Here is a 26,241-nt window from a genome sequence, read left to right on the forward strand (position 1 = left end):
CTCCTACACATTGCGCGCCATGCGATACAACCAGTAGCAACCGACCAGTTGCAGCACGACCGCGAACACCAGCATGCGAAAGCCCGTCGGGTCCTGCCACATGGTCATGAACAAATTGTTGTTGAAGATCAGGATGTACACGGCGATCACGGCCGGCAGCAAGGCCAGTATCCAGGCCGAAAGGCGCACCTCCGCCGACAGGGCCACCAGCTCATTGCGGGCGTTTTCCCGGTCCCGCATGAAACCCGCCATGCGCTCCATGGTCTGGTCGCTGCGTCCGCCGAACCGCATGGCCACGCCGATCACCGCCGCCACCAGGAACAGTTCATGCAGGCCATGCTGGCGGGAAACGGTGCGCAGAGCCGCATCCAGCTCCTGCCCCGAACGGTGCAGGGCCTTGGCCTCCTGGAGGACTTCGCCCAGCGGCAGCGGCGTGTTGTCGGCGGCGTTGAGAAAAGCCGCGCCCATGCTGTTGCCAATGGTGATCAGGCGCACCATCAGATCCAGGAAATCCGGTATCTGCGCAACGATCTTGCGATGCCGCCTATCGGTCTTGAACCACAGGAAGGCATAGGCGCCGGCAATGGCCGCCGCCAGCATGGCCGCCCCCGCCACCGGGCCGACCAGCGCCAGCAGCAGCACAGGCAGGCCCAGCGTCCAGGCCAGCAAGGCGAAATAGAAGCGCCGCGACGGGCGCATGCCTGTGCGCAGCATGAATTCGCGCCACCCCTTGGGCGCGCCTTGCCAGGCATCCTGCTGCACGCGCTCCTCGCGCGTGGCCAGGGGTACGCCAGGGCGCAGGGCCAGCTGCCGCTCCAGCACCTTGGCGGAAATCTGCGCCTGCTGGCGCCGTCCAGCCTGTCGCCAGAGCAGCATGGCGCCCAGGATCAGCAGTACGGCCGCAAGGGCAATGAGCAAGGCCGTCATCTAGCGCCTCCAGTCCCAGAAGCCGCCCCCTTCCTTGGGAGCGGGCTCGCTGATCTGCGCCTGTTCGCTCGTGAGCTGGTCGCGGTACTGGTTCAGCTTGCGGGTATGCGGGTGTATGCCCAGGCTGACCCAGCGATCCTGCTCCGTATCGTCGGCGGCCACATATGATTCATGCCGATACAGTTCCTGCATGGCGATCACGCCGTCGCCCATGCCGGTCACTTCCGTGATGGACAGGATGCGGCGCTTGCCATTGGGCAGGCGTCCGATCTGGATGATGAAGTCCAGGGCGCTGGCGATCTGGCGGCGCAGGCTGTCCTCGCTGCCCTGGAAGCCGGCGAAACCGGCCAGCATCTCGATCCGGTACAGGCACTCGCGCGGCGAGTTGGCATGGATGGTGGCCATCGAACCTTCGTGGCCGGTGTTCATGGCCTGCAGCATGTCGATGACCTCGGCGCCCCGCACTTCCCCCACCACCACGCGGTCGGGCCGCATCCGCAGGCTGTTGCGGATCAGGTCGCGGATCGTGATCTCGCCGCTGCCGTCGTAGCCGGCCTGCCTGGCCTCCAGGCGCACGACGTGCGGATGGTTCAGGGCCAGTTCCGCCGTATCCTCCACCGTCACCACGCGTTCGGTCTTGGGAATGTAGAAGGCCAGCGCGTTCAACAGCGAAGTCTTGCCCGAGCTGGTGCCGCCCGAGATCAGGATATTGCAGCGCGAGCCCACCGCCGCCTGCAACAGGCGGTTGATGGACTCGTCGAAGGCTCCCAGGCGCATCAGGTCGTCCGGCTTGAGCGGATCCTTGCGGAACTTGCGGATGGACACCATGGGACCGTCCACCGCCAGCGGATGGATGACCACGTTCAGGCGGCCGCCGTCGGGCAGGCGCGCATCGACCATGGGCACGGACTCATCCAGGCGCCGGCCCAGCGGCGCCAGGATGCGGCGCACGATGCGCAGCACATGCTGGTTGTCGGTGAAGCTGGCCTTCTCCCGGCTCAGCACGCCGCCGCGCGACACGAAGACATTGTCGAAGCCGTTGATGAGGATGTCCTCGACCGCCGGATCCTCCAGCAAATCCTCCAGCGGACCCAGGCCGGCCAGCTCCTTGGTCAATGCCTGCACCACCTCGCGGATCTCGGCCTCGTTGACGGGTATGCGCTTGAGGCGCGCGAAACTGGCCACCTCGATGCCGACGAAATCCTGGATCGCCTGGCGCGTCCAGCGGCCGAATTCCGCGCCCAGCTCTTCGATGCGGGCCAGCAGATGTTCATGGGCCTGCTCCTTGACCTGGATCAGGTCGGGCCGCCCTCCGAGCAAAGACATACTATTCATGCGTCAATCTTCCATGCATGGGCCGGCTCAGCCCCCAAACCTGAACTTGAAACGATTCCAGACCGACGGCGCGTCAGCCTGGGCCGGAACTTCCTTGCGCTCCACCATGTCGCCCGCCAGCGCCTGCACGGCGCGCGCATAGGCATCTTTTTCATCCACCTGCACCAGCAGTTTGCCCAGGCTGGCGCTGCGCATGTGCCCCAGACGGCGGTCCGGCAACACCGCGGCCAGCTCCAGCCCGAAGCGTCCGGCAATGGCCTGAGCCGACAGCCCGTAGCGTTCGTCGAACTGGTTCACCACCAGCCGCAGCGTGGCCAGGCCGTCCAGCTCCGAGCGGATCGCCAGCGTCTCGGCCAGCGACACCAGCGCCCCCATGCTCTGGTCGGTCACCAGCAGCACTTCGTCCACTTGCGACTCCAGCTCCACCAGGAAACGCGGGTTGGGAAAACCGCCGCCATCGATCACCAGGCAACCCATGCGATCGCGCAAGTAGCTGCACAATCCCAGCGAATCTTCCAGGCCGATCTGGTTCAGGCTGTTCACATCGGCGGGCAAGGACAGGACATTGAGCCCGCTGCTGTGCTGGGCCAGCGCGGAGTGCAGCATGGTGTCGTCCAGACGATGCCGCTGGGAGGCGGCCTGGATGAAATCGAATTCCGAACCCGCGCCCATGTACAAGGCGCAGTCGCCGGTCGGCCAGCCCAGGTCCAGAAGCCCGACGCGCTCGCCGAGCGGCACCAGTTCGGTGGGCAGGGGCTTGTTGACGGGCAGGCCGCGGGCCTGCTTGCCCAGACGGTTCATCTCCTGCTGCAGCACCCAGGCCAGGCTGCTGGCCAGCGTGCTGCAACCCACCCCCGCGCGCGCGCCCAGCAGCAGCACGCAGCGAAACGGCTTCTTGACCAGCACGCTCTGCTGGCTCTGCCCGGCCTGATCGATGATGCGCTGCAGCTCCTCGCGCAGGTTCTCCGCACCATCCAGATTCAGGAACTCGTTGGCGCCGGCGCGCAAGGCCTCGACCGCTCCCTGCGGAAAAGAAACCCGCCCGACCGCGACCCGTTGCACGCTGGCGTCCAGGCGGGCCAGACTGCGCACCAGGGCGGCGATCCCCGCCTGGCTGCCGTCGGGCTGCACATGCGCGAAATCGAAGAACACCATGGGCTCGGCCTGAGCCGCCAGCTCGCGCCGCAGGCTCTCCTGCGTAGGCAGGATGGCGCGCACCTTCAGCAACCCGGCCGCCGCGCCGTTGATGGCCTCGGCCAGCTCGGGGCGTTCGGTACACAGCAGGTACTCCCTGTATCTCTGCACAATGACGACTCCAACCGCTCAGCGCGAAAACCCCGGCATCTGCTCATAGCCGTGGCGGCCGAGCAGGAAGTACCCCCAGGCATTGGGCGCATCGTCCAGCTTCTCCTGACGCCCGCCCGGCAAGGCGATCGTGGCTCCTTTCTGGATGGGCTTGATCAATCGCGGCGTGACGACGATCACCAGCTCCAGTTCTTTCTGGCTGTACTGCACATTGCGGAAGAAACTGCCCAATATGGGCAGATCCCCCAGGAAAGGAATCTTCTTGACGGCCGCGGCGGTCTGGCGCGACACCAGTCCGCTGATGATGTAGCTTTCGCCATCGCCCAGCTCTATGGTGGTGTCGGCCCGGCGCGTGCGCAGCGACGGCATGAGGCCGCCGCCCGGCATCTCCACGACCCTGGAGTAATCCAGATCGCTGGCCTCGGGAGCCACCTTCAAGGCGATGCGCTCGCGCGAGAGCACGGTGGGCGTCACGGTCAGGCCTATGCCGAAGGGCTTGTACTCCACCGTCGTGGTGCCCAGGCCGGCCGAGGAAGGAATGGGGATCTCCCCGCCGGACAGGAAACTGGCGCTGTGGCCCGACATGGCCACCAGAGTGGGCTCGGCCAGCACCCGGGCCAGTCCGTTCTGCTCCAGAAGATTCAGCGTGGCGCTGAAATTGCGAGAGCTGTACATCACGTTCAGTCCGCCGCTCAGAGCGCGCGGCAGCAGATTGACGCCGCCCGTCCAGGGCTTGCCGCCGATCGCCTCCGCGCTCAGGCCGATATCCTTCATGACCTCGCGCGAGACCTCCACCACCTTCACTTCCACCTGCACCATGCCGCTGGCGTCCACTTCCGACAGGTCCAGCACCGCGCCGTCCTTGCCGCTCCCAGCGCGCGCGGCGGCCACGGCTCCCTGATGCTCCAGCAGGGACGGGCTGCTGCCCGTGACCAGGGCTTGCGGTCCGGCCGCGGAAACGTCCGCGGACAAGGATCGTCCAGCCTGCTCCAGCTGCCGCTCCACCTGGCTTTGCACTTCGATGGTCCAGCGCTCGGGCGTGCTGCGACCGGGCATCCAGATCCTCAGGTCGGCCTTGCCCGCGCGCTTGCCCACCAGCAGCACCTCGCCGCGCTGGCCGGCCGCCGGCGACAGGATCTGCACATCCGCGACCGTCTCGTCGCTGATGGCCAGACGCTGCGGCACCTGCGGCAGGCGCAGAATGTCCTGGTCATTGGCCACCAGTCTCACGATCTTCTGGCTGCCGGCCGACTGGACCGTCTGCGCCTCCACTGCCGTCACGGGCAGCGCGCTCATTGCCGCCGCCAGTGCCCACATCAATCCCAGACCTGCTGTTCTGATTTGTTGTTTCATGTCTCTAATCCATGCTGCCTTGCTTCGCATCACCCCGGCTCCATCGCGAAAGCCGGCCGGATCCCGCGGGCGGACGCATCCGCCCCCGTTCAATACTGGATCACCTCGACCCGCCCGCCGCGTATGACTTCAGCCCGGCGGGGCTGCGCCATGCCGTCGGTCCGCGGCGCGGCGACCGGCGTCTTGGCCTCGCCCAGCTTTTCATTGCTGGCCGAGAACTCGCGCAGGCCCAGGCCCGCCATGGCCCGGTTGTCAGGCAGCGCCAGAGCCTCGCGCTGCTCTGGCGCAAGACCCGCGCGCGCAGGTATCAAAGCAGCGAATTCGGGAAACAGGCCAGGGTCGGGCAGGCTGGCGTCCGACGGCGCGCGCAGCACCAGTTGCAGGCTGCCGCTGCGGCTTGCCAGCAGCAGTTCGTTGACCGAGGCCAGGGGCACGGCCAGCATGGCGTTGCGCGCCTGCCCTTCCTGACGCGCAACAGAGGATTCCGAGGCTTCCGGTCCGGCCAGCGAGGATTTCCCGTAAGACAGCACGCGCACCCGCGGCATCAGCAGGCGCGCCTGGGTATCACTGACTTCGTTGCCGCTGTTGAACGTGAAGAACACATCCACCAGATCGCCGGGCTCGACACGATTGCTGGCGCCGGAAATCGCATCGACCGGAATCGTCACCGCCCGCTCGCCTTCTTCCAGATAGCTGGCCAGACTCTTGGCGATGAAGCTGCTCAGGACGGGCTGCCCGGCCTCCAGGTCGAAACGCAGCGTCTTGCCCACCAGGGGCTGCATGTCCTGATAGGATTGGCTGGGCGCCGCGGGCCACTGCGCAAGCTCCAGGGCATCGGCCGTAAGCGTATCCCCCGCCTTCAGAGCGCGCTTGACCAGCACTACCGACTGCAAGGGCTGGCGGTGACTTTCGGCCGTGCCCACCGTTGCCGGCGCCACCGGCGCGGGCTTGGGCTTGATGCCCAGATACACGGCCAGGCCCACCAGAACTGCCGCGATCAGCAGCAGGACCACTGCCGCTCCCTTCATGATGCCGCTCATTGATTTCCTCTCCCTAGGACAACGAATGCCGTCGCATGCAGACTGCCCGGCGCATGGTTCTGCTCATCGTCCGTCAGCAAAGGCGACAGGATGTCGAGCAGATTGGCCAGCAACCAAGGCTGCACACTCAATTCCAACGAGAACCGTCCGCACTGATTCGCCGGCTCCTGCACGCAGGCTGCCTGGCGAAAACCGCCGCTCAGCCCGCCCAGCCAGTTGAGCAGGACATCGTCCTGGGCGCGGCGGTCCACGTATTCCTGAAAGAATGCCGCCGTCTGAACAGGAGTCAGCGCCTGGGTGACGCTCTGGCGCGCGGCATCGCCCACCAGGTGGGTGATTTTCTGCTGGGCCAGGAACAAGGCGCTGAAACTGATGATGGCGCCGAAGATCACCAGCATCAGGCTGAGCACCAGGGCGAACTCAATGGCGGCCACGCCGCGCTGCCGGGCGGCCGGACGAAGGTCGGTTGCAGCGGCGGAACGCGTGCTCATAGGGCGGCTCCCAGTTCGCCGGCCACTTGCAGGTTGACCTGCGCCTGGCCGTCCAGCCGGGCCGGCACCACCAGGGCGAACAGGCCGCTGGGGCCAAGCATGGGCACCAGCGGCGCCCGGCCATAGTCATAGATGATGCCGACGCGCACTTCGTTGTTGATCAGCTCTGCCGATACGCGCACATACTGGGCGCCCACCCAGTCCGACAGCCAGCGGACCTGCTCATCGGCCTGGGCGCGGGCCTGCTCCACGCGGCTCAGCAGCCGGTTGCGCAGCACCTGTTCGCGTTCGGCCGGCGTCAGGCCGCCCAGGTCGGGATCGGCTCCCGGCGCCACCAATGCCGCGCGCGCGCCCGATTCGGCCGCATAGTTGAGCGATTGCTGAGCGGTCATGATCAAACCGAAAGTCAGCAATGCATAAATAAGAATGAACAGCAAGGGGAAGACCAGGGCGAATTCGAGCGCGTACGCGCCGCGCTGACGCCAACTGTCCATGGCGGGCTGCCTTGCCTTGGGCGAGCCCCTTCGGGCCTGCTTCAGCTCTGCATCCATATCCACCCCACTGTTGCGACAGACAGCCACGCCCCCAGCGGGACGCTGCGTGCCTTGACCCGGGTTCCCGGCATGGAGAACCCATATTTTTGTTCTAGAGACGGCGCCATCACCAACAGCAGCGCATGCATGCCGGCCAGCACGGTCCCGATCAGCACCACTTCCCCGCCGCTGCGCCACCCCAGCGCAAATCCGAGAACGGCCATCAGCTTCACATCGGCCGCGCCCATCAGGCGCCATTGCCAGACCGGAAAAAAAAGCGCCAGGGCGCCCAGAAAGCCGATCAGCGATGCGCCCCAGCCCGGCACGATTCCCGAAGGCAGCCCGACCCACTGATTCGCCGCCAGTTTGTGCAGCAGGATGGACAGGAAATAAAGAACAAGAACGTTGTTATGAATCTTCCGGAATCTCAAATCACGATAAATAATCTGGATCGAGAAAAAAACCAGAAGAAATATAAAAATGCCTTGCAATAAGGAAAGCATTAGCATCAGCCTATTCAAGCCAGCAAAATGGCCAGTCAGGAACTGGCCGATGCTAAATCTCTTAAGGATTAGCTGCCTCTCCACCCTCGCCCGCCGGCAGTTTGTCGACCACCTGCTGGAACATGGCTTTGAGCCCATCCCCCACCTGGGTGAGGACGGCAATGATCACCACGGCAATCAAGCCCGCAATCAGGCCGTACTCGATGGCGGTAGCGCCGTCTTCGTCGTTCCAGAATTGTTGAAGTTGAGCTTTCATGACTTCCCCCTTGAACAAAAATTGCCGCCGGACCCGGTGGCAGGACGCCCCTCAGGGCACTTCAGTGCTGCCTGCGCCTCAGGAGCAGGCAAACAAAATTATCAATTTTTTCAATTTGCGTTGATACACATCTTATAACTATCTAGTTCGTTGTTTTAACTAGTATTTACGTGTAACAAGCCCTGTTGACGAGATGAATTTTAGTTCAAAGATACAAAAAAAGCATGGATGTGGCTTCAGAACGTCATTTCATATATGAAAAAACGGCAAAAAATCGGCTTTTTGAACCATGTACTTACATAAAATATGGCAAACTTTGTCATTGTTAATATTTTTATCATTTTCGACACAATGAAATTCCGCTTCGTCAACGCAGGATTTAAAACGATCGTGAAATAAATTTGGTTTGTTAAATCAAGTATCTTCGTTTGTGTCAGCCATCGAGGCTCGGTGTATACCCTTAGCGCAAAAAAGAAAAACCTTTTTCAAAACCTATGAACATCAGGCAGAGGGTAAGCGGTTTTTCAGGTCTTATGTTTCCGAGTGTAATAGTTAAGGATTGAAAATCGGCTACCCATCATTCGGTTACCTTCGAACAACAAAAAATGACAGCGCAGGCAAACTGCGGCACAGTAACGGCACGCGACGTTTTCATGCATAACAATTCAGCAGCAACCATGAACCTACATCGACCGCACGCTCTCTCGGGGACAACGAACACGCCTTCACCGCGCATTCTCTGCCTGGCTTTGCTGGCGGGCCTGGGAATCGGCGCCATGCCGCTGCAAAGCCGCGCCGACGCGCCTCTGCGCGGCAACCCCGTGGATTCCCTGCCCCCGATAGCCGCCCCCGCCCAACCGGCTCCGACAGCCCCGCTGGCGATTCCGCAATCGCCGGCCCAGACCCAGTTGCAGGCCCGCCTGCAACAGCAACTGGTGGTACGCAGCTTCGATGTCAGCGGCAGCCGCAGCATTCCCTTCGAACAGATCACCGCCATCCTGGAACCGCTGGCGGGCAAGCGCCTGACCATTGCGGAACTGATCAATCAGGTCAACCGCATCACCGCGCTCTACCAGGAAAAAGGCTATCCGCTGTCGTTCGCCATCTTGCAGGAACAGGACTTCGCCAATGGCCACGTGAAAGTCACGGTCGTGGAAGGACACGTGGGCAGCCTGCGCATCGAGGGAGATCCCGGCCGCAGCGAAGCACGCATCCGCCGCGTCGCGCAAGCCATGCTGGACGAAAAGCCGCTGACCCAGCGCACGCTGGAACGCACCATGAACCTGCTGCGCACCATTCCCGGCCTGAAGATAGACCCCAAGCTGGACATGCCGGCGCGCACGGACGGGGCCTCTGAACTGGTCATTGCCGCCATGCACAAAAGCTTCGCGGTCAACGCCAGCGTGGCGGAGATGGGATCCAGCAAGCAAGGGATCGTGCAGCTGACCACCAACAGCCTTACCCCGCTGGGCGAAGAATTCAAGCTGACGGCGGCCATCCCCACCTCGTCGGAAGACGTCAAGTACGTCAGCGGCACGCTGTCCATCCCCCTGACCGGCAATGGCCTGTCGCTGGACATCGACGGCTACCACTACCGCTCCAAGCCACGGGACGAAGTGCTGGAAAGGGATGGGTGGCAGCGCAAAGTGATCAACGAACGCATCGGCGCCGCCATCAGCTACCCTTTCATCCTGAGCAACCAGCGCAGCCTGAAAGGCAATGTGGGCTTCTACGCCAGCCGTTCGCTGGATGACTACACGCACGAGACTCTGGACAATGTCTGGATCGAGAACACGACCGACGTGCGCGCCGTCAAAGGCGAATTGCAGTACAAGGACGCCTCGGCGCGGCAGTCCCGCGAGATCAATCTGGGCGTCTACAAGGGCATGGACGCGATGGGCGCCCGCAAGACCCTGAGCACGTACCTGCAACGGGACATGGAGTCGGACCTGGACCTGGACTTCACCCGCTGGACAGCCTCGATCAAGCAGAACGTGGCCCTGCCCGCCCAGTTCGGGCTGAGCCTGTCAGCCAGCGGCCAATACAGCAGCAACGTCCTGCCCAACTCGGAACAGGTGTCGTTCGGCGCATGGCGCCACGGCTACGGCTATCCCCAAGGCGAACTGGCGGGCGACAAAGGCATAGGCGCCACCATCGAACTGAACCGCCGTTTCACCAATTCCTCCTCCTGGCTCAACAGCATCCAGCCTTATATCGCCTATGACTGGGCCCGCGCCTGGTACAACCTGGAGCGCCTGAACAGCTACAACAATCGCAAGCTGAGTTCGGCCGCGCTGGGCGTGCGCCTGTCCAACAACAAGCACTACCTGTTCGACATCAATATCGCCAAACCCATCGGCGATCTGCCCGTCAATACGGACAAGCGCAAGCTGCGGCTGAACACCAACTTCCTGTTCTTCTACGACGGTTTCTGACCCGGCATTCCGCCTCCGCCGCCCGGCCATCGCAAGATGGCCTTTTTTTATGCCTCAACTTCGCCGTTTTTTTACCAAGGTGTTACGGAAAACGTTACGTAACAGGAACGGAACACGTCACCGGAACAGGCTGCGGCGCAGCGGCCAAATTCCGCTTCCAGTACAGGAAGCACGCTCCCTTGCTCTTGAAAAAAACTTCAGTTTATTGATTTTTAAAGAGAAACCAGCAACAACACCATAAGCATAAAAATTGGCACGACTATTGCTTCATGTTCATCAACAGCCCCGCTGGGCCGTCCTCTCATATCAAAACGGAGTCAGACATGAAAGCAAGGAATTCAGCAAGAAAAGCCGCCGTGCAACGCATCCTGCAACGCACCGTCGTCGCCACCCTCGTCATCAGCGCCGCGGCGCTGGCAGGCTGCTCCTCGCGCGGCGGAGTGCGCAGCAGCGACGTGGCCGTCACCCCTCCCGTGGTCGACCCCGGTCTTCCGCTGAACCCTGGCGGCGGCGGCAACAATGGAGGCGGCAACAATGGAGGCGGCAACAACGGCGGCGGCGACAACGGCGGCGGCGACAACGGCGGCGGAAACAACGGAGGCGGCACCAATGTCACGCAGAACGCCCTGGGCAATCTGGGCAAGGCCGTGGACAACGTCATCCCGCTCAACCTGGAAAAGACAGGCTCGCAACTGGGTGAGACCCTGGACAGCGCCCTGGCGCCCGTGACCGGCATCGTGACGGACACCACGCGCACCGTTGGCAGCGTGACCGGACTAGGCGAACCCGTCAATGGCGTGACTCAGCAAGTTGGCGGCGTCGTGTCGGGCCTGGGCGGGGAACTGAGCAACAGCGGCCTTCCCCTGAATCTGGGCGTGGGAGCCGGCGGCTTGCTCAGCCATCTGGGCCAGGCGGTAGGTTCGGCTGGCGGGCTGCTGGTCAACGATCCGGACAACGCCAACCCCCTGGGCAATACGCTGCAACACGCCACCAAGGGTGTGGAGGTGCTGACGGGCGCCTTGCTGGGTGAAGGCAGCCTGCTGCACCCCCTGACCTCTCAACTGGGCCTGGGCGGCGCTCTTCTGGCCGATTCCGGCTCTCCCATCCTGGAGCCCGCCCTGGGCAATGTCGGCCAGGCCGTGGACAACATCGTTCCCGTGGGCTTGAACCCCATCCTGGGCGATGTGGGCGCCGCCCTGGACAATACGGTTGCCCCCGTGGCGGCCACCGTCACCCATGTCACCCAGCAAGTCGGCGACGGGCTGGGCGTAGGCCAACCCATCAACGCCTTGCTGGGCGGAGTGGGCAGCGTGCTGAACCAGGCGGGCGGAACGCTGGACTCGGCGGCGCCGCTGGGACTGGGCGGCGTGGTCGGCCATCTGGGCAATGCCGTCACCTCGGCCGGAGGGCTGCTGCACGCCTCTGCTGATAACGCGAACCCGCTGGGCGATGTGCTGAACAGCACCACCAAAGCCGTGGCATCGCTGACCGGCGGCTTGGGCGGGGTCGCCGGCGGCGATAACGGCGGATTGCTCGCGCCCGTGACCGGCCTGCTGGGCGGCCTGGCCGGCGGCGACGGCGCCAGCGGCGGGCTGCTGGCCCCAGTCACCGGACTGGTGGGCGGCTTGACGGGCGGCCTGGCCGGCGGCGACGGCGCCAACGACGGGCTGCTGGCTCCCGTCACCGGCTTGCTGGGCGGCATCACAGGCAGCGTGACGGTCGGCGCCGGCGCCGAAGCGGGCGCTCAAGCCGGCGGCGGGCTGCTGGCGCCGGTCACCGGCCTGGTCGGCGGCCTGGTGGGGGGCTTGACGGGCGGCGTGGGCGTGCAAGCCTCCGTCAATGCCGGCGCCGCCGGCGAAGCATCGCCAGCGGCTCAAGCCAATGGCGGACTGCTGGCGCCCGTTACCGGACTGGTGGGCGGACTGCTCGGAGGTGGACGCAAATGATGAATAAAGTCATGAACCCGGTTTCCCGGCCGGTAAGCTATCAGCCCGGCGCCGTCTCCAGGACAGACTGGTCCGCGCGCCCAGAGGGCAATACGATGCTTTCAGAAAAAATGTTGCTCGATCTGAGCAAGATGCTGGGTCGTCAGTTCACCGTCTATGCCGAAGCGCTCAAAGCCAGCCTGGCCGAAGAAGCCGGCCTGCCGCTGAATGACTTCAAGGCCCTGGAATACATCATGGAGTTCGACGCCTTGCCCACGGGACAGCTTGCACAGCTGATGGACCTGAGCGCCAGCGGAGTCAGCTCGCTGATCAACCGTCTGGAGCACAAAGGCTACATCACTCGCGGAAGACATCCATTGGACAAGCGGGTCATCGCCCTGCACCCGGTCATGGATAAGTGTCGCGGCGTCCTGGCCATCAAAGAGCGCGCCATCACTCAAGCCATCAATGCGGCCGCCAACCAGAATCCGGCCCAGTTGATCGCCATGTACGACTTCCTGGTGGACAGCATGAGCGCCTTCCGGCAGAACACCAAAGCATGGCTGGATGCCAAGGCGCTCGTACCGCGCATGACTTGATACTTTTCATCTCCTTTTTTGAACCGCTGCCTGCAGCGGTTCTTTTTTTTGTTACGTAACATGCGGGCCCAGTGTGTCCGGCCAGCGTAACAAACACCCTCTTTTTTTCGCCTCCTTTCACGGAGAGCCAGGATTGCCGCGGTCTTTCGCGCCGAACTCAATTTGGCACGCTTATTGCTTCTTAAGTATTGAGGCAACTGAATACTCAGATCACTTATTGGAGCAAGCAATGAATAAGAACACAGACAGCAAGAAATCCGTGCTTCGCCTGACACTGTTGGCAACCTTGATGGCCAGCACACTGACTCTGACGGCCTGCGGAAGCCTGACGGGCGGCGGCTCTTCTGGTTCAGGCAAACCAGTGCCGACCAATCCTGATCCAGGCAATGGCGGTGGCGGCGGCGGTGACAACGGCGGCGGCGATAACGGCGGCGGTGACAATGGCGGCGGTGACAATGGCGGCGGCGACAATGGCGGCGGCGATAACGGCGGCGGCGACAATGGCGGCGGCGATAACGGCGGCGGCGATAACGGCGGCGGCGACAATGGCGGCGGAGACAACGGCGGCGGTGACAATGGCGGCGGCGACAATGGCGGCGGCGATAACGGCGGCGGCGATAATGGCGGCGGTGAACCTCCCGCCCGCACTCCAGGCCCTCTGGAAACCACGCTGAACAATGTCGGAGAAGCCGTAGACAACGTGCTGCCCGCAGGGCTGCAGGAAACCGGCGGCAAGCTGGGCCAGACCCTGGACAGCGTCGTCGCGCCGGTTGTCGATACGGCCACAGGCCTGACGCAGCAAGTGGGCGGCGCGACCGGCCTGGGCGAGCCCGTCAATGGCTTGCTGAACCAGACCGGCGGCGTGGTCGCCAATCTGGGCGAGCAATTGGGCAACAGCGGCCTGCCCCTGAACCTGGGTCAAGGCGTGGGCGGGCTGCTGACAGGTCTGGGCAATGCGGTCGGCAGCGCTGGCGGCCTGCTGCATGCCGACCCCAACAACCCCGCCCCCCTGACGGCCGTGCTGGGCCATGCCACCGGCGGTCTGGCGGCGCTGACGGACTCGCTCACCGGCGAAGGCAGCCTGCTTTACCCGCTGACCGGCCAACTGGGCCTGGGCGGCTTGCTGAACGGCGGCGATGCCGCTCCCATCCTCGAGCCCGCCCTGGGCAATGTCGGCCAGGCCGTGGACAACATCATTCCCGTGGGCCTGAACCCTATTCTGGGCAATGTAGGCGAAACTCTGGATACCGTCGTCGCCCCTGTCGGGGCAACAGTGACTCACGTCACCCAGCAAGTCGGCGACGGCCTGGGAGTGGGCCAGCCCATCAACGCCCTGCTGGGCGGCGTAGGTTCGGTCCTGAACCAGACTGGTTCAGCCGTTGACGGCGCAGCCGGCCTGGGCCTGGGCGGCTTGCTGGGCGGACTGGGCGACGCCGTGGCCAGCGCCGGCGGCCTGTTGCACGCCACCGAAGGGAACCCCAATCCACTGGGCGCGACCCTGAACCATGCCACCGGTGCCGTCGCCTCCCTGACCGGCGGACTGGGCGGCGGTGAAGGAGGACTGCTGGCTCCCGTCACCGGGCTGGTCGGCGGACTGACGGGCGGGCTGGCTGGCGGCGAAGCCAATGGCGGCCTGCTCGCGCCCGTCACCGGACTGGTCGGCGGCTTGACCGGCGGGCTGACCGGCGGCGAAGCCAACGGCGGCCTGCTTGCGCCCGTCACCGGCCTGGTCGGCGGCTTGACCGGCGGGCTGGCCGGCGGCCAAGGCAGCGCAAGCCCCAACGGCGGCTTGCTCGCCCCCGTCACCGGACTGGTCGGCGGCCTGGTAGGCGGGCTGACCGGCTCGCCGGCCGGCGAGCCGTCCGCTCCACCCGCTGGCAATCCTCCGGCAGCGGCCAATGGCGGCCTGCTCGCTCCCGTCAATGGTTTGCTCGGCGGCCTGCTGGGCGGGTCTCCTCGATAAGGAGCACTGCGCATGCCGGACAAACCGCCTGGCACTCACTTTTCGTCCGGCCTGCGCAACACGGATGACGTCCTGTCAGGGCATATGCGAAGCGATATTGCCCGCATGATGGGACGTCAACTGGATGTCTATGCCGAAGCCGGCAAGTACAGCCTGGCGGAAAATGTCGGGCTGACACTCAATGAGTACAAGGCGCTGGAATTCATTCTGGAACTGAATCCGCTCTCGCCAGGGCAGCTGGCGCAACTGCTGAACCTGAGCGCGAGTGGCGCCAGCGCCCTGATCGGGCGACTGGAACAAGCCGGCTACATCCACCGCAGCCGCCATCCCGCGGATAAACGCATGGTGGCCCTGTACCCGGACCTGAAACAGTGCCGGCAGATCATGATCAGCATGGAGGAGTCCGCCGCCCGCGCCATTGAACGCACGGCCAGCCACAACCCCGCCCAGCTCATCGCGATCTATGATTTTCTGTTCAACAGCATCGCCAGCCTGCGAGCCAGCGCGCTGGAGCGGCTCAAACACAAAACGGATTGAAATCCGGATGCTTTCTTGCTGCTTTGCCCACCAGGTCTCCTGGTGGGTTTTTTTTGGCTCTTCGAGGAATTGCGGCAGCCAATTTGCCAGGTCGATGCCGAACCGGTTTTTTGAAGACACCGTTCAAGGCGCAGAAAGATCGGACAGGGCTATACGCATCCATGCCAAACAGAAAATTCAGCGATGGCTGATACATTGGACGGCGTGCGCGGACGTCCCGCCGTTTGGGCCCATACAGCGGCGCCGTTCTCGCGAGGCCGGCCAGGGCGGACCGGCCGGCCTTGCGAGAACCCGAGTTTCTTTCCGCCTGGCCCAGACGGCTCGCCAGACACGGAAGAATCCCCGGAATTCCTCGAAGTACCTTTTTTACCGCCGGGCCGCCCATTGCGCCGCCTACCCAGCCAAACCGGCCCATGCTACAAAAGACACTTGCCGCCGCTACCGGCTGCTCCATCGGTAACCCCAGTAAGGAATTGTGCATGAAACTCTCGGTACTGACCGTCGCCCTGCGCCTGCGCCATCTGGCCGGAGCCGCCCTGCTGTCCAGCTCGCTGGCCGCCTACGCCCTGCCCGCCGGACTGGCCGAGGGCCCTTCGGTCGAAGGCGTCACCCAATACACTCTGGACAATGGCCTGCGCGTCGTACTGGCTCCGGACGATTCCAAGCCCACCACCACCGTCAACATGACCTACCTGGTCGGCTCGCGTCACGAGAACTATGGCCAGACCGGCATGGCCCACCTGCTCGAGCACATGCTGTTCCGCGGCACGCCCACCTTGCGCAATGCGCTTGGCGAATTCGCCAAGCGCGGCCTGGAGGCCAATGGAACCACCTCCAGCGACCGCACCAATTATTTCGCCAGCTTCGCCGCCCAGCCTGAAACTCTGGAGTGGTACCTGAATTGGCAGGCGGACGTCATGGTCAACGCCCTGATCGACAAGCAGGACCTGGAAGCCGAGATGCCGGTCGTGCGCAACGAAATGGAGAATGGCGAGAACAATCCCTTTCGCATCCTGATGCAGAAAGTGGTCGCCGCGGCCTATCAATGGCACAGCTACGGCAAGAACACCATAGGCGCGCGCTCCGACGTGGAAAACGTGGACATCGAGCAGCTGCGCAAGTTCTACCACGACTATTACCAGCCGGACAACGCCGTCCTGTTCGTTACAGGGCAGTTCGACCAGGAAGCCACGCTGGAGGTCATCGCCAAGGCGTTCGGCGCCATTCCCAAGCCCACCCGCCGCCTGCGACCCGAATACACGGTGGAGCCGGTGCAGGACGGCACCCGCAGCGTGACGCTGCGCCGCCACGGCGGCGCGCCGCTGATCATGTCCATGTATCACATGCCCAGCGCCGCCAGCCCCGACTACATCCCATTGAGCCTGGGCGTCAGCGCCCTGGGCGACACGCCCGGCGGCCTGCTCTACAAGAACCTGGTCAACAAACAGTTGGCCACCAGCGTGTTCAGCTTCGACTCCGGCAGCCACGATCCCGGCTACGCGCTGTTCGGCGCCGAGCTCAAACCAGGCATGGACCAGCAAAAAGCCCTGAAGGTCATGAACGATACCTTGGAGGGTCTGACCAAGACGCCGCTGGCTTCCACTGACCTGGAACGCATCCGCAGCCAATGGCTGACGTCCTGGACCCGCACCTACGCCAACCCGTCCAGCCTGGCCGGCGCGCTGTCCGAAGCGGCCGCCAGCGGCGACTGGCGGCTGTTCTTCCTGCAGCGCGACCGCGTGGAGTCCGCCAAGCTGGACCAGGTTCAGAAAGCCCTGCAGACCTGGCTGGTGGCCAGCAATCGCACCAACGGGCTGTACATTCCCACCGACAAGCCCGTGCGCGCGCCCGAGGCGACGCCGGTCGACGTCCAGAAACTGGTCGCCGACTACAAAGGCAAGGACACCGGCAAGGCCGTGGAAGCCTTCGATCCGAGCCCCGCCAACATCGATGCCCGAACCGACCTTCAACCCTTGTCGCTCGGACCGCAACTGGGCGAGATCAAGATGGCCCTGCTGCCCAAGGCGACCCGCGCCGAACGGGTGGAAGCGCGCCTGTCCCTGAAGTTCGGCACGCCCGATGAACTCAAGAACCAAAGCGCGGCCGCAGCCGCCGCGGCGGCGTTGCTGGCCACCGGCACCCGGAAGCTGGACCGCGAGCAGATCGCTGACCAGTTCACCGCCCTGCAGACCCAATTCAGCTTCGACGGCTCCAACGGCCGCCTGCAGATCAGCCTGTCCTCCACGCGCGAAAACCTGCCCAAGGCGCTGGCGCTGGCGCTGACCATCCTGCGCGAAGCCAGCTTTCCCGAGTCCGAACTGAAGAAATATCAGGAATACACGATCACGGACCTGAAATCGGCCAGCACCGACCCCACGGCCCTGGCCCAGCACGCCATCGAGCGCTACGGCAACCCCTGGCCCAAGGGCGACATACGCTACACCCCCACCTTCGAGGAGGCCATCGAACAGGTTCAGGACCTGAAGATCAAGCAGGTGCGCGACTTCTACCAGAAATTCTACGGTACCGGCGACATGGCCTTCAGCGCCGTGGGCGATTTCGACAAGGATCAGATCCGTCAGGTCCTGGCCGACGGCTTCAAGGGCTGGCGCAAGGCGCCCGCCTACCAGCGCCCCGAAGATCCGTTCCACGCCGTGCCGCCCAAGCAGTTCGACATCAATACGCCCGACAAGGCCAACGCCTTCTACCTGGCGGACCTGGGCCTGAAGCTGCAGGACAGCGACGCGGACTTCCCGGCGATCTACGTGGCCAACTATCTGCTGGGTCTGTCCGAGACCTCCCGCCTGTGGAACCGGGTGCGCGTGCAGGACGGCCTTTCCTACAACGTGCGCAGTCAGGTGGACGCCTCCAGCTACGAGCCCAACGGCTCCTGGACCATCTACGCCATCCACGCACCCGCCAACAGCGCCAAGGTGGACAAGACGATCCAGGAGGTGCTGCAGCAGACTCTCAAGGAAGGCTTCACCGAGCAGGAAGTCAAGGAAGGCGTCAACGCCCTGCTGAACTACCGCCGTCTCACCCGCAGCAATGACAGCGTGCTCAGCAGCGCCTGGCTCAACTACCTGGACCTGGGACGCACCTTCGAGTGGTCCGAACGGATGGACCAGGCCATGCAGAAGCTGGACGCCGCCCAGGTCAATGCCGTCCTGCGCAAGTACCTGAAGCCTGAGGATCTGGTGGTGGCGATCGCGGCAGACCACGAGCGTCAGAAGACCGACGCCCAGGCGCCTGCCGCCGAGCAAGCGCACTAAGCCGCCGGCGGGCTCCGCAAGGCGCGGAACCTGCCGACACGCTTCGCGAAGGCGCCCGGCGTGGCCGGGCGGCCTCGCCCCCGACCACCGGCTGATGAAATCCATCCAAGATGAAACTGACAGTCCTGACCTACGGCACGGAAGGCGACACCCGGCCCCTGGCCGTACTATGCCGCACCTTGATGGACGCCGGCCATCATGTCCGCCTGCTGGCCGAGGCCAACTCGCTGGACAGCGCCCGCCAGCTGGCGGTTCCGCATGACAGCTTGAGCGGAGACATCAAACAGGACCTGCAGACCCTGGTTCTGCAAGGCTCCGGGGTCAATGCGACCTTGAAGGGCCTGTCGCGCATGGCCAATGCCCAGGCGCAAAGCTGGATGCGGCAAGCCGCTGACGCGGCTGCCGGTTGCGACGGCCTCATCGTTTCGGGCCTGACCGCATTCGTCGGCTTGTCGGTGGCCTACCAGCTCGGCATTCCGGTGATCGGAACCGGGATGATCCCCTTCTCTCCCACACAGGCTTTCGCCTCGCCGTTCCTGTCCGGGCAGCGCCTGCCGCCGGCCTTGAACAAGGCCTCCCACAAGCTGGTCAACTGGCTGCTGTGGCAGTCATTCAGAAAATCGATCAACCAGGCCAGAAAGCAGGTGCTTGGCATGCACCCCCGCCATCGCTTGTGGACCGGGCATCCCATGCTGTACGGCATCTCGCCGGCCTTGCTGCCCGAGCCCGCGGACTGGCCCGAAAACGCCACGCTGTGCGGCCAATGGCTGGAGCCGGAGCAGCCATGGAGCCCCAGCGCCGAGCTGCAAGCCTTTCTGGATGCCGGCGAGGCGCCGATTTACCTAGGGTTCGGCAGCATGGTGGGATTTGATCGCAACGCCTTGCTGCACACGCTGCTCGAGGCCCTGAAAGGGGAACGCATCCTGTTCTACCCTGGCTGGGCCGGCATGCCCGCTGTCCCGCTCCCCGAAAATATATTCGTGCTCGGACAGACGCCCCATCGCTGGCTCTTTCCACGTACATCGCTGGCCATTCACCATGGCGGCAGCGGAACCACGCATTCGGCCTGCAGAGCCGGCATTCCTTCCATCGTCCTGCCGTTCGCGGGGGACCAGTTTTTCTGGGGAATACAGTTGAAGCGCCTGGGCCTGGCCGACGACCCGATCTCCACGCGAAAACTGAGCGCGGACGCCATCCGACAGGCCGTCCGGCTTGCCAGGACGGAGAAGGTAAGGTCACGGGCCGAGACCCTGGCGCGCAGCATGTCTCGTGAAGACGGGGCTGCGCTGGCCGTGGCGCGCATCCAGGCCCTGCTTGGACGCTAGAAGCGGCAGCGGGAAAGGCCTTGCGGCCTTCCCTGCCTCAATCAGGAGAAGAAGCCCTTGACCTTGTCGGTCCAGGATTCGCTTTTGGGCGAATGCTTCACGCCGCCGTCGTTCAAGGCCTGCTCGAACTGGCGCAGCAATTTCTTCTGCTCCTCGTTCAGTCTCACCGGCGTCTCGATCTGGATATGGCAATACAGGTCGCCGGGGTAGCTGGAACGAATGCCCTTGATTCCCTTGCCGCGCAGGCGGAAGGTCTTGCCGACCTGGGTGCCTTCGGGAATGGTGATCTCGCCGCGTCCCGTCAAGGTGGGCACTTCCACCGTACCGCCCAGGGCGGCCGTGGTGAAGGGGATGGTCAGCTCGCAATGCAGGTCTTCGCCGTCGCGCTGGAAGATGCCGTGCGGCTTGATGCGGATCTCCACATACAGGTCGCCCGGAGGGCCGCCGTTCACACCCGGCTCGCCATTGCCGCTGGAGCGGATGCGCATGCCGTCGTCGATGCCGGCCGGGATCTTGACCTGCAGGGTCTTGGTCTTCTTGACCTTGCCTTCTCCATGACAGACGTGGCAGGGGTCAGGAATTTCCTTGCCGCTGCCGTGGCAGGTCGGGCAGGTCTGCTGCATGCTGAAGATGCCCTGCTGCATGCGCACCGCGCCGCTGCCGTGGCAGGTGCGGCAGGTCTGCGCCGAGGTGCCGGGCTTGGCGCCGGTACCGGAGCAGGTATCGCAATTTTCCCAGCTGGGCACGCGGATTTCGGTATCGAAGCCGGACGCCGCCTGCTCCAGGCTGATGTCCAGCGAGTAGCGCAGGTCCGCCCCGCGATACACCTGGGGCCCACCGCCGCCGCGGCGTCCGCCGCCGAAGATCTCGCCGAAAATGTCGCCAAAGGCATCCGCGAATCCGGCCCCGCCCATGCCGCCGCCCATGCCGCCCATGCCGGCGTTGGGATCGACTCCGGCATGACCATAACGGTCATAGGCTTCGCGCTTCTGTTCGTCGGACAGGATTTCGTACGCTTCCTTGGCTTCCTTGAACTTTTCCTCGGCATCCTTGCTGTCGGGATTGCGGTCAGGATGGTACTTCATGGCGAGCTTGCGATACGCCTTGCGGAGTTCATCCTGCGTCGCATTCTTGGCCACACCGAGAATTTCGTATAAATCGCGTTTTGCCATTTTTGTTTAACGACGCCCGTGACGCCGCTGATTGAATAATAATGCCCGATTTCCAGCGCGCAGCCGGAAATCGGGCCCGAGACCTTATTCAGGCTCGCAATTACTGATCGCGCTTGACTTCTTTGAAGTCGGCATCGACCACGTTCTCGTCCGCAGGCTGCTGCGCAGCGCCTTCGGCGCCTTGCTGAGCGGCGGCCTGGGCCTGCATGTCGGCGTACATCTTCTCGCCCAGCTTCTGCGAGGCCGCGCCCAGCGCTTCTACCTTGGCGTCGATGGCTTCCTTGTCGCCGTCCTTGAGGGTTTCCTCCAGTTCGGCGATGGCCTTCTCGATGCCTTCCTTCTCGGCGGCTTCCAGCTTGTCGCCGTATTCGCCCAGCGATTTGCGGGTGGAGTGGATCAGGGCTTCAGCCTGGTTGCGGGCCACGGCCAGCTCGGCGATGCGATGGTCTTCGGCCGCGTTGACCTCGGCGTCCTTCACCATGCGCTCGATTTCCTCGTCGGACAGACCGGAATTCGCCTTGATGGTGATCTTGTTCTCCTTGCCCGTGCCCTTGTCCTTGGCGGACACGTGCAGGATGCCGTTGGCGTCGATGTCGAAGGTGACTTCGATCTGCGGCACGCCGCGGGCTGCCGGTGGAATGCCTTCCAGGTTGAACTCGCCCAGCGCCTTGTTGCCGGCGGCGATCTCGCGCTCGCCCTGGAAGACCTTGATGGTCACGGCGGGCTGGTTGTCGTCCGCGGTGGAGAACACCTGCGAATGACGGGTCGGGATCGTGGTGTTCTTCTGGATCATCTTGGTCATGACGCCGCCCAGGGTCTCGATGCCCAGGGACAGGGGAGTCACGTCCAGCAGCAGCACGTCGGTGCGGTCGCCCGAGAGCACGGAGCCCTGGATGGCGGCGCCGGCGGCGACGGCCTCGTCAGGGTTGATGTCCTTGCGAGGATCGCGGCCAAAGAATTCCTTCACGCGCTCCTGCACCTTGGGCATGCGGGTCATGCCGCCGACCAGGATCACGTCGTCGATCTCGGAAACCTTCACGCCGGCGTCCTTGATGGCCACGCGGCAAGGCTCGATCGTGCGTTCGATCAGGTCCTCGACCAGCGCTTCCAGCTTGGAGCGGGTGATCTTCAGGTTCAGGTGCTTGGGACCGGAAGCATCAGCCGTGATGTAAGGCAGGTTGATTTCGGTCTGCTGCGCGGAAGACAGCTCGATCTTGGCCTTTTCGGCGGATTCCTTCAGGCGCTGCAGGGCCAGCACGTCCTTGGACAGGTCCACGCCGCTTTCTTTCTTGAACTCGGCGATGATGTAGTCGATGATGCGCTTGTCGAAGTCTTCGCCGCCCAGGAACGTGTCGCCGTTGGTCGAGAGCACTTCGAACTGTTTTTCGCCGTCCACATCGGCGATTTCGATGATGGACACGTCGAAGGTGCCGCCGCCCAGGTCATAGACGGCGATCTTGCGGTCGCCCTTGTCGGTCTTGTCCAGGCCGAAGGCCAGGGCTGCCGCGGTCGGCTCGTTGATGATGCGCTTGACGTCCAGGCCGGCGATCTTGCCGGCGTCCTTGGTGGCCTGGCGCTGGCTGTCGTTGAAGTAGGCGGGCACCGTGATCACGGCCTCGGTGACTTCTTCGCCCAGATAGTCTTCAGCGGTTTTCTTCATCTTGCGCAGGATGTCGGCCGACACCTGCTGAGGAGCCAGCTTCTTGCCCTGCGCTTCCACCCAGGCATCGCCGTTGTCGGCAGCCACGATGGTGTAAGGCACGTGGTCGATGTCCGTCTGCACGGCTTTTTCCGTGAACTTGCGTCCGATCAGGCGCTTGACGGCGAAGATGGTGTTGGCGGGATTGGTGACGGCCTGGCGCTTGGCAGGCGCGCCAACCAGGATTTCGCCATCCTGCATGTAAGCCACGATGGAAGGCGTCGTGCGCGCGCCTTCGGCATTTTCGATAATACGAACCTGGTCGCCATCCAGAACAGACACACAGCTGTTGGTGGTGCCAAGGTCAATACCAATGATTTTGCCCATGATTTTTTACCTGACTAAAAAATAGATTGCGAAAGCAAATTGTTCGATGAAATGCATATGGGGAACACTATGTGCATTTCAAGAGCCGGAGCTCGATTTTTTGCCGCCGGACCGTTCCAAGACAGAAAGCGCCCATTGGAAAGGGGCAGGCAGACCGGCCTGAACGATGCAGGAAAAGCGCCTGCCGCGCCTGAAGGCAGCGGCAGAAAAGCGTCATTTGGCGGCAGCCACCATGACCAGGGCCGGACGCAGGACGCGCTCGGAGATGGTGTAGCCCTTCTGAAGCAGCTGCACCACGGCGCCTTCCTCGTATTCCGACGGCACGGCCGAAATGGCCTGGTGCAGGTGCGGGTCGAACTTGTCGCCGGGCCCGGGCGCGACTTCCTTCAGGCTGTTGCGCTCGAAAGCCCTGTTCAACTGGCGCAAGGTGGTCTCGACCCCTTCCTTCCACGCCTCGACGCTTTGCTCGGGCTGGGCCAGGGCGGCTTCCAGACTGTCGCGCACCGGGATCAGGCTCTCGGCGAAGGACTCCGTGCCGAACTTGCGGGCCTTGGAGACTTCGTCGTCCGCGCGACGGCGGATGTTCTCCACTTCGGCCTTGGCGCGCAGCAGCTGGTCATAGTATTGCGAGACCTTCTCCTGGGCCTGCGCCAGCTCGGCGGCCAGGTCGGCGGTGTCTTCTTCGGGCTGCTGACCCAGGACTTCCGGCTGGGCCTGTTCAGGCGTGTTTTCCGTCACTTCCCCGTCCAGAGGCTTGTTGGGATCGGCATGTGTAGCCATTCGTCTTTCTCCACTACGTGAATCGTTGATCGCATGAAAATGGGGGCGTGCGCCCCCAATTCAAGACTGCATTCGAGATTTTGCCGAAAAAGCGGCGCGACGGCGCGCGCTCAGCCCGGCGCAATGCGGCCGGGCAGCCAGCCGCCCAGGTGCTGCACGGCCAGCCGTCCCAGCCCTTCGACCCATTCGGGATCGGCGTTCAGGCAGGGAATATAGTGGAACTCGCGCCCGCCCTCCTGCAGGAAGGCGTCGCGGCATTCCACCTGGATCTCCTCCAGCGTCTCCAGGCAATCAGCCAGAAAGCCCGGACACAGGGCGTCCACCCGGCCCACGCCCTCCTTGCCCCATTGACGCAGCAAGGGCTCGGTATAGGGCTCCAGCCAGCGCTGGGCGCCGAAACGGCTCTGGAAGGACATGAAGACGGGCACGGCCGGTTCGTCCAGCGCTGCCCGCAAGGCGGCGGCGGTTTCGCGGCAATCGCGCAGATACGGATCGCCCAGCTCGGCGCAGCGGCGCGGCAGGCCGTGGAAACTGAGCAGCAGGCGATCCGGCCTGCCATGCTCCTCCCAATGGCCGCGCACCTGGGAGGCCAGCGCTCCGATGTAATCCGGGTGCGTGTGGTAGCGCTTGATGAAGCGCAGCTCGGGCTGGTTGCGCTGCCGGCGCAGATGCGCCGCCACGCAATCGAAGGCCGTGGCCGTGGTGCTGGCCGCATATTGCGGATACAGCGGCAAGGCCAGGATGCGCTCGCAGCCGGCGGCCTTGAGCTTGTCCAGGGCGCCGGCAATGGAAGGATTGCCATAGCGCATGCCCAGTTCGACGCGCACATCGTGCCCCTGCCCGGCCAGCAACTCCTGCAGGCCCTCGGCCTGCGCCTGGCTCCACACCAGCAGGGGCGCGCCCTCGGCCAGCCAGATGTCCTTGTAGCGCGGCGCCAGCCTGGCCGGCCGGCGCGGCAAAATGAACAGGCGCAGGATGACCTGCCAGAGGAACTGGGGGATCTCGATGACGCGCGGATCGGACAGGAATTCGCCCAGGTAGCGCCGTATGGCCTTGGGTTCGGGCTGGTCCGGCGTGCCCAGGTTGATCATCAGGATGCCGATCGGCCCGGTCTCGCGCACAGGCGCATCGGCATTGAACATATCGACGTCGACCGGTTCGGGCAGATAGGGGGAAGCAAGCAACTTGGGCATGGCGGTAAAGGCAAAAAGCGGCAGGCCGGAACCCGCAGGGCCGGCCAAGGGGGCAGACCGGACTAGCCGGCCGAATGATGGCTCAGGGCATTTGACAACAGCCGGGCGGTAATGTCCACGATGGGGATCACCCGATCGTACGCCATGCGCGACGGTCCGATCACGCCCAGCGTCCCGACCACCTTGCCATCCACCCCGTACGGGGCGGTGATGACCGAGACATCGTCCAGCGGCACCAATTGCGAATCGCCGCCGATGTAGATCTGCACGCCTTCGGCCTGGCTGGAGACATCCAGCAGGTGCAGCAGGTCGGTCTTTTTCTCGAAGAGCGAGAACAGGCGGCGCAGGCGATCCATGTCGGCCACCATCTCCGTCACGTTCAGCAATTTGCTCTCGCCGGCGATCACCACGGCTTCTTCGTTGTCGGGCTGGTGGCTGCCGACGTCCACCGCCTGCTGCATCAGGCGCGAGATGTCCTCCTGCAGGGAGCTGAGTTCCTGCGACAGGGCCAGCTTCACGGATTCGAAGGACATGCCCGAGAAATGCTGGTTGAAGAAATGGCTGGCCTCGACCAGTTCATGCTCCAGGTAGTCGCGCGGCACGAACAGGATGCGGTTCTGCACGTCGCCATCCGGGGTGACGATGATCAGCAGCACGCGCTTGTCCGACAGCCGGATGAATTCGATCTGCCTGAAAGTCTGGGCCTTCTTGGGCGCCAGGACCACGCCGGCGAACTGCGACAGATTGGACAGAAGGGAGGCCGCCGAACTGACTGCGCGATTGGGCTCGTCGAAAGGCAGGAACTGGCTCAGGTTCTGGGCGTCGGGCCGCTCGAAGCGCTGCGAGGCCAGCAGCCGGTCCACGAACAGCCGGTACCCCTTGGGCGTGGGCACCCGGCCCGCGGAGGTGTGGGGGCTGTGGATCAGGCCCAGGGCTTCCAGCTCGGCCATGACATTGCGTATGGTGGCCGGCGAGAAATCAAAAACGGTTGACAGGGTACGGGACCCGACGGGCTGCCCATCGGCGATATACCGCTCGATCAGCACCTTCAGCAATGCATTCGCTCTGTCATCCATATCGCGTGTATCACTTAAAAAAACGCCCCCGCTCTGCGCAGGCTAAAGCCTGCTTGCCGCCCCCAGGGGAACGCCTCTTATCTTGGGTGATGCGGCATTCCGATGGCCCGGCGGTAAAAAAAACCAGCTCTGCAGGACAAAGGGAAGATTCTTGCAACCAAGCCTGTAGCGGCAACTCTATAATCAATTTATCGC

General features: G+C 63.8%; 22 protein-coding genes. 7 read left to right on the forward strand and 15 right to left on the reverse strand.

Annotation, left to right across the window (positions count from 1 at the left end; all coding sequences use genetic code 11):
• Positions 1–3: 3 nt before the first annotated feature.
• The 9 genes from ACF3ND_RS13005 to ACF3ND_RS13045 form a co-directional block, all read right to left on the reverse strand.
• Complete coding sequence (locus ACF3ND_RS13005; protein WP_394061075.1) at positions 4–927, reverse strand: type II secretion system F family protein; 924 nt, start codon at positions 925–927, stop codon at positions 4–6.
• Positions 928–2,262, reverse strand: a complete 1,335-nt coding sequence (locus ACF3ND_RS13010) for a CpaF family protein (RefSeq protein WP_394061077.1) — start codon at positions 2,260–2,262, stop codon at positions 928–930. It lies immediately after the preceding gene.
• A gap of 27 nt (positions 2,263–2,289) precedes the next feature.
• Positions 2,290–3,567, reverse strand: coding sequence for a pilus assembly protein CpaF (locus ACF3ND_RS13015; protein ID WP_394061078.1), 1,278 nt, complete (start codon positions 3,565–3,567; stop codon positions 2,290–2,292).
• An 18-nt stretch (positions 3,568–3,585) separates the two neighbouring features.
• The gene (locus tag ACF3ND_RS13020) at positions 3,586–4,920 is read right to left on the reverse strand and encodes a type II and III secretion system protein family protein (RefSeq protein WP_394061080.1); all 1,335 of its coding nucleotides are present in this window, start codon (positions 4,918–4,920) and stop codon (positions 3,586–3,588) included.
• 89 nt (positions 4,921–5,009) lie between these two features.
• Positions 5,010–5,960: a Flp pilus assembly protein CpaB gene (gene cpaB, locus ACF3ND_RS13025; RefSeq protein ID WP_394061082.1), complete on the reverse strand. Its 951-nt coding sequence runs from the start codon at positions 5,958–5,960 to the stop codon at positions 5,010–5,012.
• Complete coding sequence (locus ACF3ND_RS13030) at positions 5,957–6,451, reverse strand: TadE/TadG family type IV pilus assembly protein (protein WP_394061084.1); 495 nt, start codon at positions 6,449–6,451, stop codon at positions 5,957–5,959. The genes cpaB and ACF3ND_RS13030 overlap by 4 nt, the downstream gene beginning before the upstream one ends.
• Positions 6,448–6,945 carry a TadE/TadG family type IV pilus assembly protein gene (locus ACF3ND_RS13035; RefSeq protein WP_394061086.1) on the reverse strand — a complete coding sequence of 166 codons (498 nt, stop codon included), beginning with the start codon at positions 6,943–6,945 and terminating at the stop codon, positions 6,448–6,450. Before ACF3ND_RS13035 ends, ACF3ND_RS13030 begins: the two co-directional genes overlap by 4 nt.
• A 41-nt stretch (positions 6,946–6,986) precedes the next feature.
• Positions 6,987–7,487 (reverse strand): prepilin peptidase, encoded by a 501-nt coding sequence (locus ACF3ND_RS13040; protein ID WP_394061088.1) that lies wholly within the window; start codon positions 7,485–7,487, stop codon positions 6,987–6,989.
• 61 nt (positions 7,488–7,548) lie between these two features.
• Positions 7,549–7,743: a Flp family type IVb pilin gene (locus ACF3ND_RS13045; protein WP_394061090.1), complete on the reverse strand. Its 195-nt coding sequence runs from the start codon at positions 7,741–7,743 to the stop codon at positions 7,549–7,551.
• Positions 7,744–8,420: 677 nt separating this feature from the next.
• Between ACF3ND_RS13045 and ACF3ND_RS13050 the strand changes: the two genes are divergently transcribed.
• From ACF3ND_RS13050 to ACF3ND_RS13060, 3 genes are all read left to right on the forward strand, one after another.
• Complete coding sequence (locus tag ACF3ND_RS13050) at positions 8,421–10,178, forward strand: ShlB/FhaC/HecB family hemolysin secretion/activation protein (RefSeq protein ID WP_394061092.1); 1,758 nt, start codon at positions 8,421–8,423, stop codon at positions 10,176–10,178.
• 323 nt (positions 10,179–10,501) lie between these two features.
• Entirely contained in the window at positions 10,502–12,124 is a 1,623-nt protein-coding gene (locus ACF3ND_RS13055; protein WP_394061094.1) for a collagen-like triple helix repeat-containing protein, read from the forward strand.
• A 110-nt stretch (positions 12,125–12,234) separates the two neighbouring features.
• The gene (locus ACF3ND_RS13060; RefSeq protein ID WP_394061095.1) at positions 12,235–12,702 is read left to right on the forward strand and encodes a MarR family winged helix-turn-helix transcriptional regulator; all 468 of its coding nucleotides are present in this window, start codon (positions 12,235–12,237) and stop codon (positions 12,700–12,702) included.
• A gap of 349 nt (positions 12,703–13,051) precedes the next feature.
• On the opposite strand, the gene ACF3ND_RS13065 is transcribed toward ACF3ND_RS13060, so the two are convergent.
• Positions 13,052–13,504, reverse strand: coding sequence for a hypothetical protein (locus ACF3ND_RS13065; protein ID WP_394065878.1), 453 nt, complete (start codon positions 13,502–13,504; stop codon positions 13,052–13,054).
• Between ACF3ND_RS13065 and ACF3ND_RS13070 the strand changes: the two genes are divergently transcribed.
• The 4 genes from ACF3ND_RS13070 (at position 13,403) to ACF3ND_RS13085 (ending at position 19,799) form a co-directional block, all read left to right on the forward strand.
• Positions 13,403–14,665, forward strand: coding sequence for a collagen-like triple helix repeat-containing protein (locus tag ACF3ND_RS13070; protein WP_394065843.1), 1,263 nt, complete (start codon positions 13,403–13,405; stop codon positions 14,663–14,665). The genes ACF3ND_RS13065 and ACF3ND_RS13070 overlap by 102 nt on opposite strands.
• Before the next feature lie 105 nt (positions 14,666–14,770).
• Positions 14,771–15,202 (forward strand): MarR family transcriptional regulator, encoded by a 432-nt coding sequence (locus tag ACF3ND_RS13075; protein ID WP_394061097.1) that lies wholly within the window; start codon positions 14,771–14,773, stop codon positions 15,200–15,202.
• Between the two features lie 479 nt (positions 15,203–15,681).
• Complete coding sequence (locus ACF3ND_RS13080; protein ID WP_394061099.1) at positions 15,682–18,474, forward strand: M16 family metallopeptidase; 2,793 nt, start codon at positions 15,682–15,684, stop codon at positions 18,472–18,474.
• Between the two features lie 110 nt (positions 18,475–18,584).
• On the forward strand, positions 18,585–19,799 hold the full coding sequence (locus ACF3ND_RS13085) for a glycosyltransferase (RefSeq protein WP_394061101.1): 1,215 nt from the start codon (positions 18,585–18,587) through the stop codon (positions 19,797–19,799).
• Between the two features lie 41 nt (positions 19,800–19,840).
• Here ACF3ND_RS13085 and dnaJ read toward each other — a convergent pair whose 3' ends face one another.
• The 5 genes from dnaJ to hrcA all read right to left on the reverse strand — a co-directional run bounded on the left by dnaJ (position 19,841) and on the right by hrcA (position 26,046).
• On the reverse strand, positions 19,841–20,971 hold the full coding sequence (dnaJ, locus tag ACF3ND_RS13090; RefSeq protein WP_394061103.1) for a molecular chaperone DnaJ: 1,131 nt from the start codon (positions 20,969–20,971) through the stop codon (positions 19,841–19,843).
• Positions 20,972–21,071: 100 nt separating this feature from the next.
• Positions 21,072–22,997 (reverse strand): molecular chaperone DnaK, encoded by a 1,926-nt coding sequence (gene dnaK, locus ACF3ND_RS13095; RefSeq protein ID WP_394061105.1) that lies wholly within the window; start codon positions 22,995–22,997, stop codon positions 21,072–21,074.
• Positions 22,998–23,210: 213 nt separating this feature from the next.
• Entirely contained in the window at positions 23,211–23,777 is a 567-nt protein-coding gene (gene grpE / locus ACF3ND_RS13100) for a nucleotide exchange factor GrpE (RefSeq protein WP_394061107.1), read from the reverse strand.
• A gap of 110 nt (positions 23,778–23,887) precedes the next feature.
• Complete coding sequence (hemH, locus tag ACF3ND_RS13105) at positions 23,888–24,970, reverse strand: ferrochelatase (RefSeq protein WP_394061109.1); 1,083 nt, start codon at positions 24,968–24,970, stop codon at positions 23,888–23,890.
• A 62-nt stretch (positions 24,971–25,032) separates the two neighbouring features.
• Positions 25,033–26,046, reverse strand: a complete 1,014-nt coding sequence (hrcA, locus tag ACF3ND_RS13110) for a heat-inducible transcriptional repressor HrcA (protein WP_394061111.1) — start codon at positions 26,044–26,046, stop codon at positions 25,033–25,035.
• Positions 26,047–26,241 lie beyond the last annotated feature (195 nt).

The organism is Alcaligenes sp. WGS1538 (assembly GCF_043187505.1).
Taxonomy (GTDB): Bacteria; Pseudomonadota; Gammaproteobacteria; order Burkholderiales; family Burkholderiaceae_B; genus Alcaligenes.

Excerpts from the sequence above, each read along its gene's own strand:
- ACF3ND_RS13005 (WP_394061075.1), bottom strand. The coding sequence starts at position 927 with ATGACGGCCTTGCTCATTGCCCTTGCGGCCGTACTGCTGATCCTGGGC.
- ACF3ND_RS13010 (WP_394061077.1), bottom strand. The coding sequence starts at position 2,262 with ATGAATAGTATGTCTTTGCTCGGAGGGCGGCCCGACCTGATCCAGGTC.
- ACF3ND_RS13020 (WP_394061080.1), bottom strand. The coding sequence starts at position 4,920 with ATGAAACAACAAATCAGAACAGCAGGTCTGGGATTGATGTGGGCACTG.
- cpaB (WP_394061082.1), bottom strand. The coding sequence starts at position 5,960 with ATGAGCGGCATCATGAAGGGAGCGGCAGTGGTCCTGCTGCTGATCGCG.
- ACF3ND_RS13030 (WP_394061084.1), bottom strand. The coding sequence starts at position 6,451 with ATGAGCACGCGTTCCGCCGCTGCAACCGACCTTCGTCCGGCCGCCCGG.
- ACF3ND_RS13035 (WP_394061086.1), bottom strand. The coding sequence starts at position 6,945 with ATGGACAGTTGGCGTCAGCGCGGCGCGTACGCGCTCGAATTCGCCCTG.
- ACF3ND_RS13040 (WP_394061088.1), bottom strand. The coding sequence starts at position 7,487 with ATGCTTTCCTTATTGCAAGGCATTTTTATATTTCTTCTGGTTTTTTTC.
- ACF3ND_RS13045 (WP_394061090.1), bottom strand. The coding sequence starts at position 7,743 with ATGAAAGCTCAACTTCAACAATTCTGGAACGACGAAGACGGCGCTACC.
- ACF3ND_RS13050 (WP_394061092.1), top strand. The coding sequence starts at position 8,421 with ATGAACCTACATCGACCGCACGCTCTCTCGGGGACAACGAACACGCCT.
- ACF3ND_RS13055 (WP_394061094.1), top strand. The coding sequence starts at position 10,502 with ATGAAAGCAAGGAATTCAGCAAGAAAAGCCGCCGTGCAACGCATCCTG.
- ACF3ND_RS13060 (WP_394061095.1), top strand. The coding sequence starts at position 12,235 with ATGTTGCTCGATCTGAGCAAGATGCTGGGTCGTCAGTTCACCGTCTAT.
- ACF3ND_RS13075 (WP_394061097.1), top strand. The coding sequence starts at position 14,771 with ATGATGGGACGTCAACTGGATGTCTATGCCGAAGCCGGCAAGTACAGC.
- ACF3ND_RS13080 (WP_394061099.1), top strand. The coding sequence starts at position 15,682 with ATGAAACTCTCGGTACTGACCGTCGCCCTGCGCCTGCGCCATCTGGCC.
- ACF3ND_RS13085 (WP_394061101.1), top strand. The coding sequence starts at position 18,585 with ATGAAACTGACAGTCCTGACCTACGGCACGGAAGGCGACACCCGGCCC.
- dnaJ (WP_394061103.1), bottom strand. The coding sequence starts at position 20,971 with ATGGCAAAACGCGATTTATACGAAATTCTCGGTGTGGCCAAGAATGCG.
- dnaK (WP_394061105.1), bottom strand. The coding sequence starts at position 22,997 with ATGGGCAAAATCATTGGTATTGACCTTGGCACCACCAACAGCTGTGTG.
- grpE (WP_394061107.1), bottom strand. The coding sequence starts at position 23,777 with ATGGCTACACATGCCGATCCCAACAAGCCTCTGGACGGGGAAGTGACG.
- hemH (WP_394061109.1), bottom strand. The coding sequence starts at position 24,970 with ATGCCCAAGTTGCTTGCTTCCCCCTATCTGCCCGAACCGGTCGACGTC.
- hrcA (WP_394061111.1), bottom strand. The coding sequence starts at position 26,046 with ATGGATGACAGAGCGAATGCATTGCTGAAGGTGCTGATCGAGCGGTAT.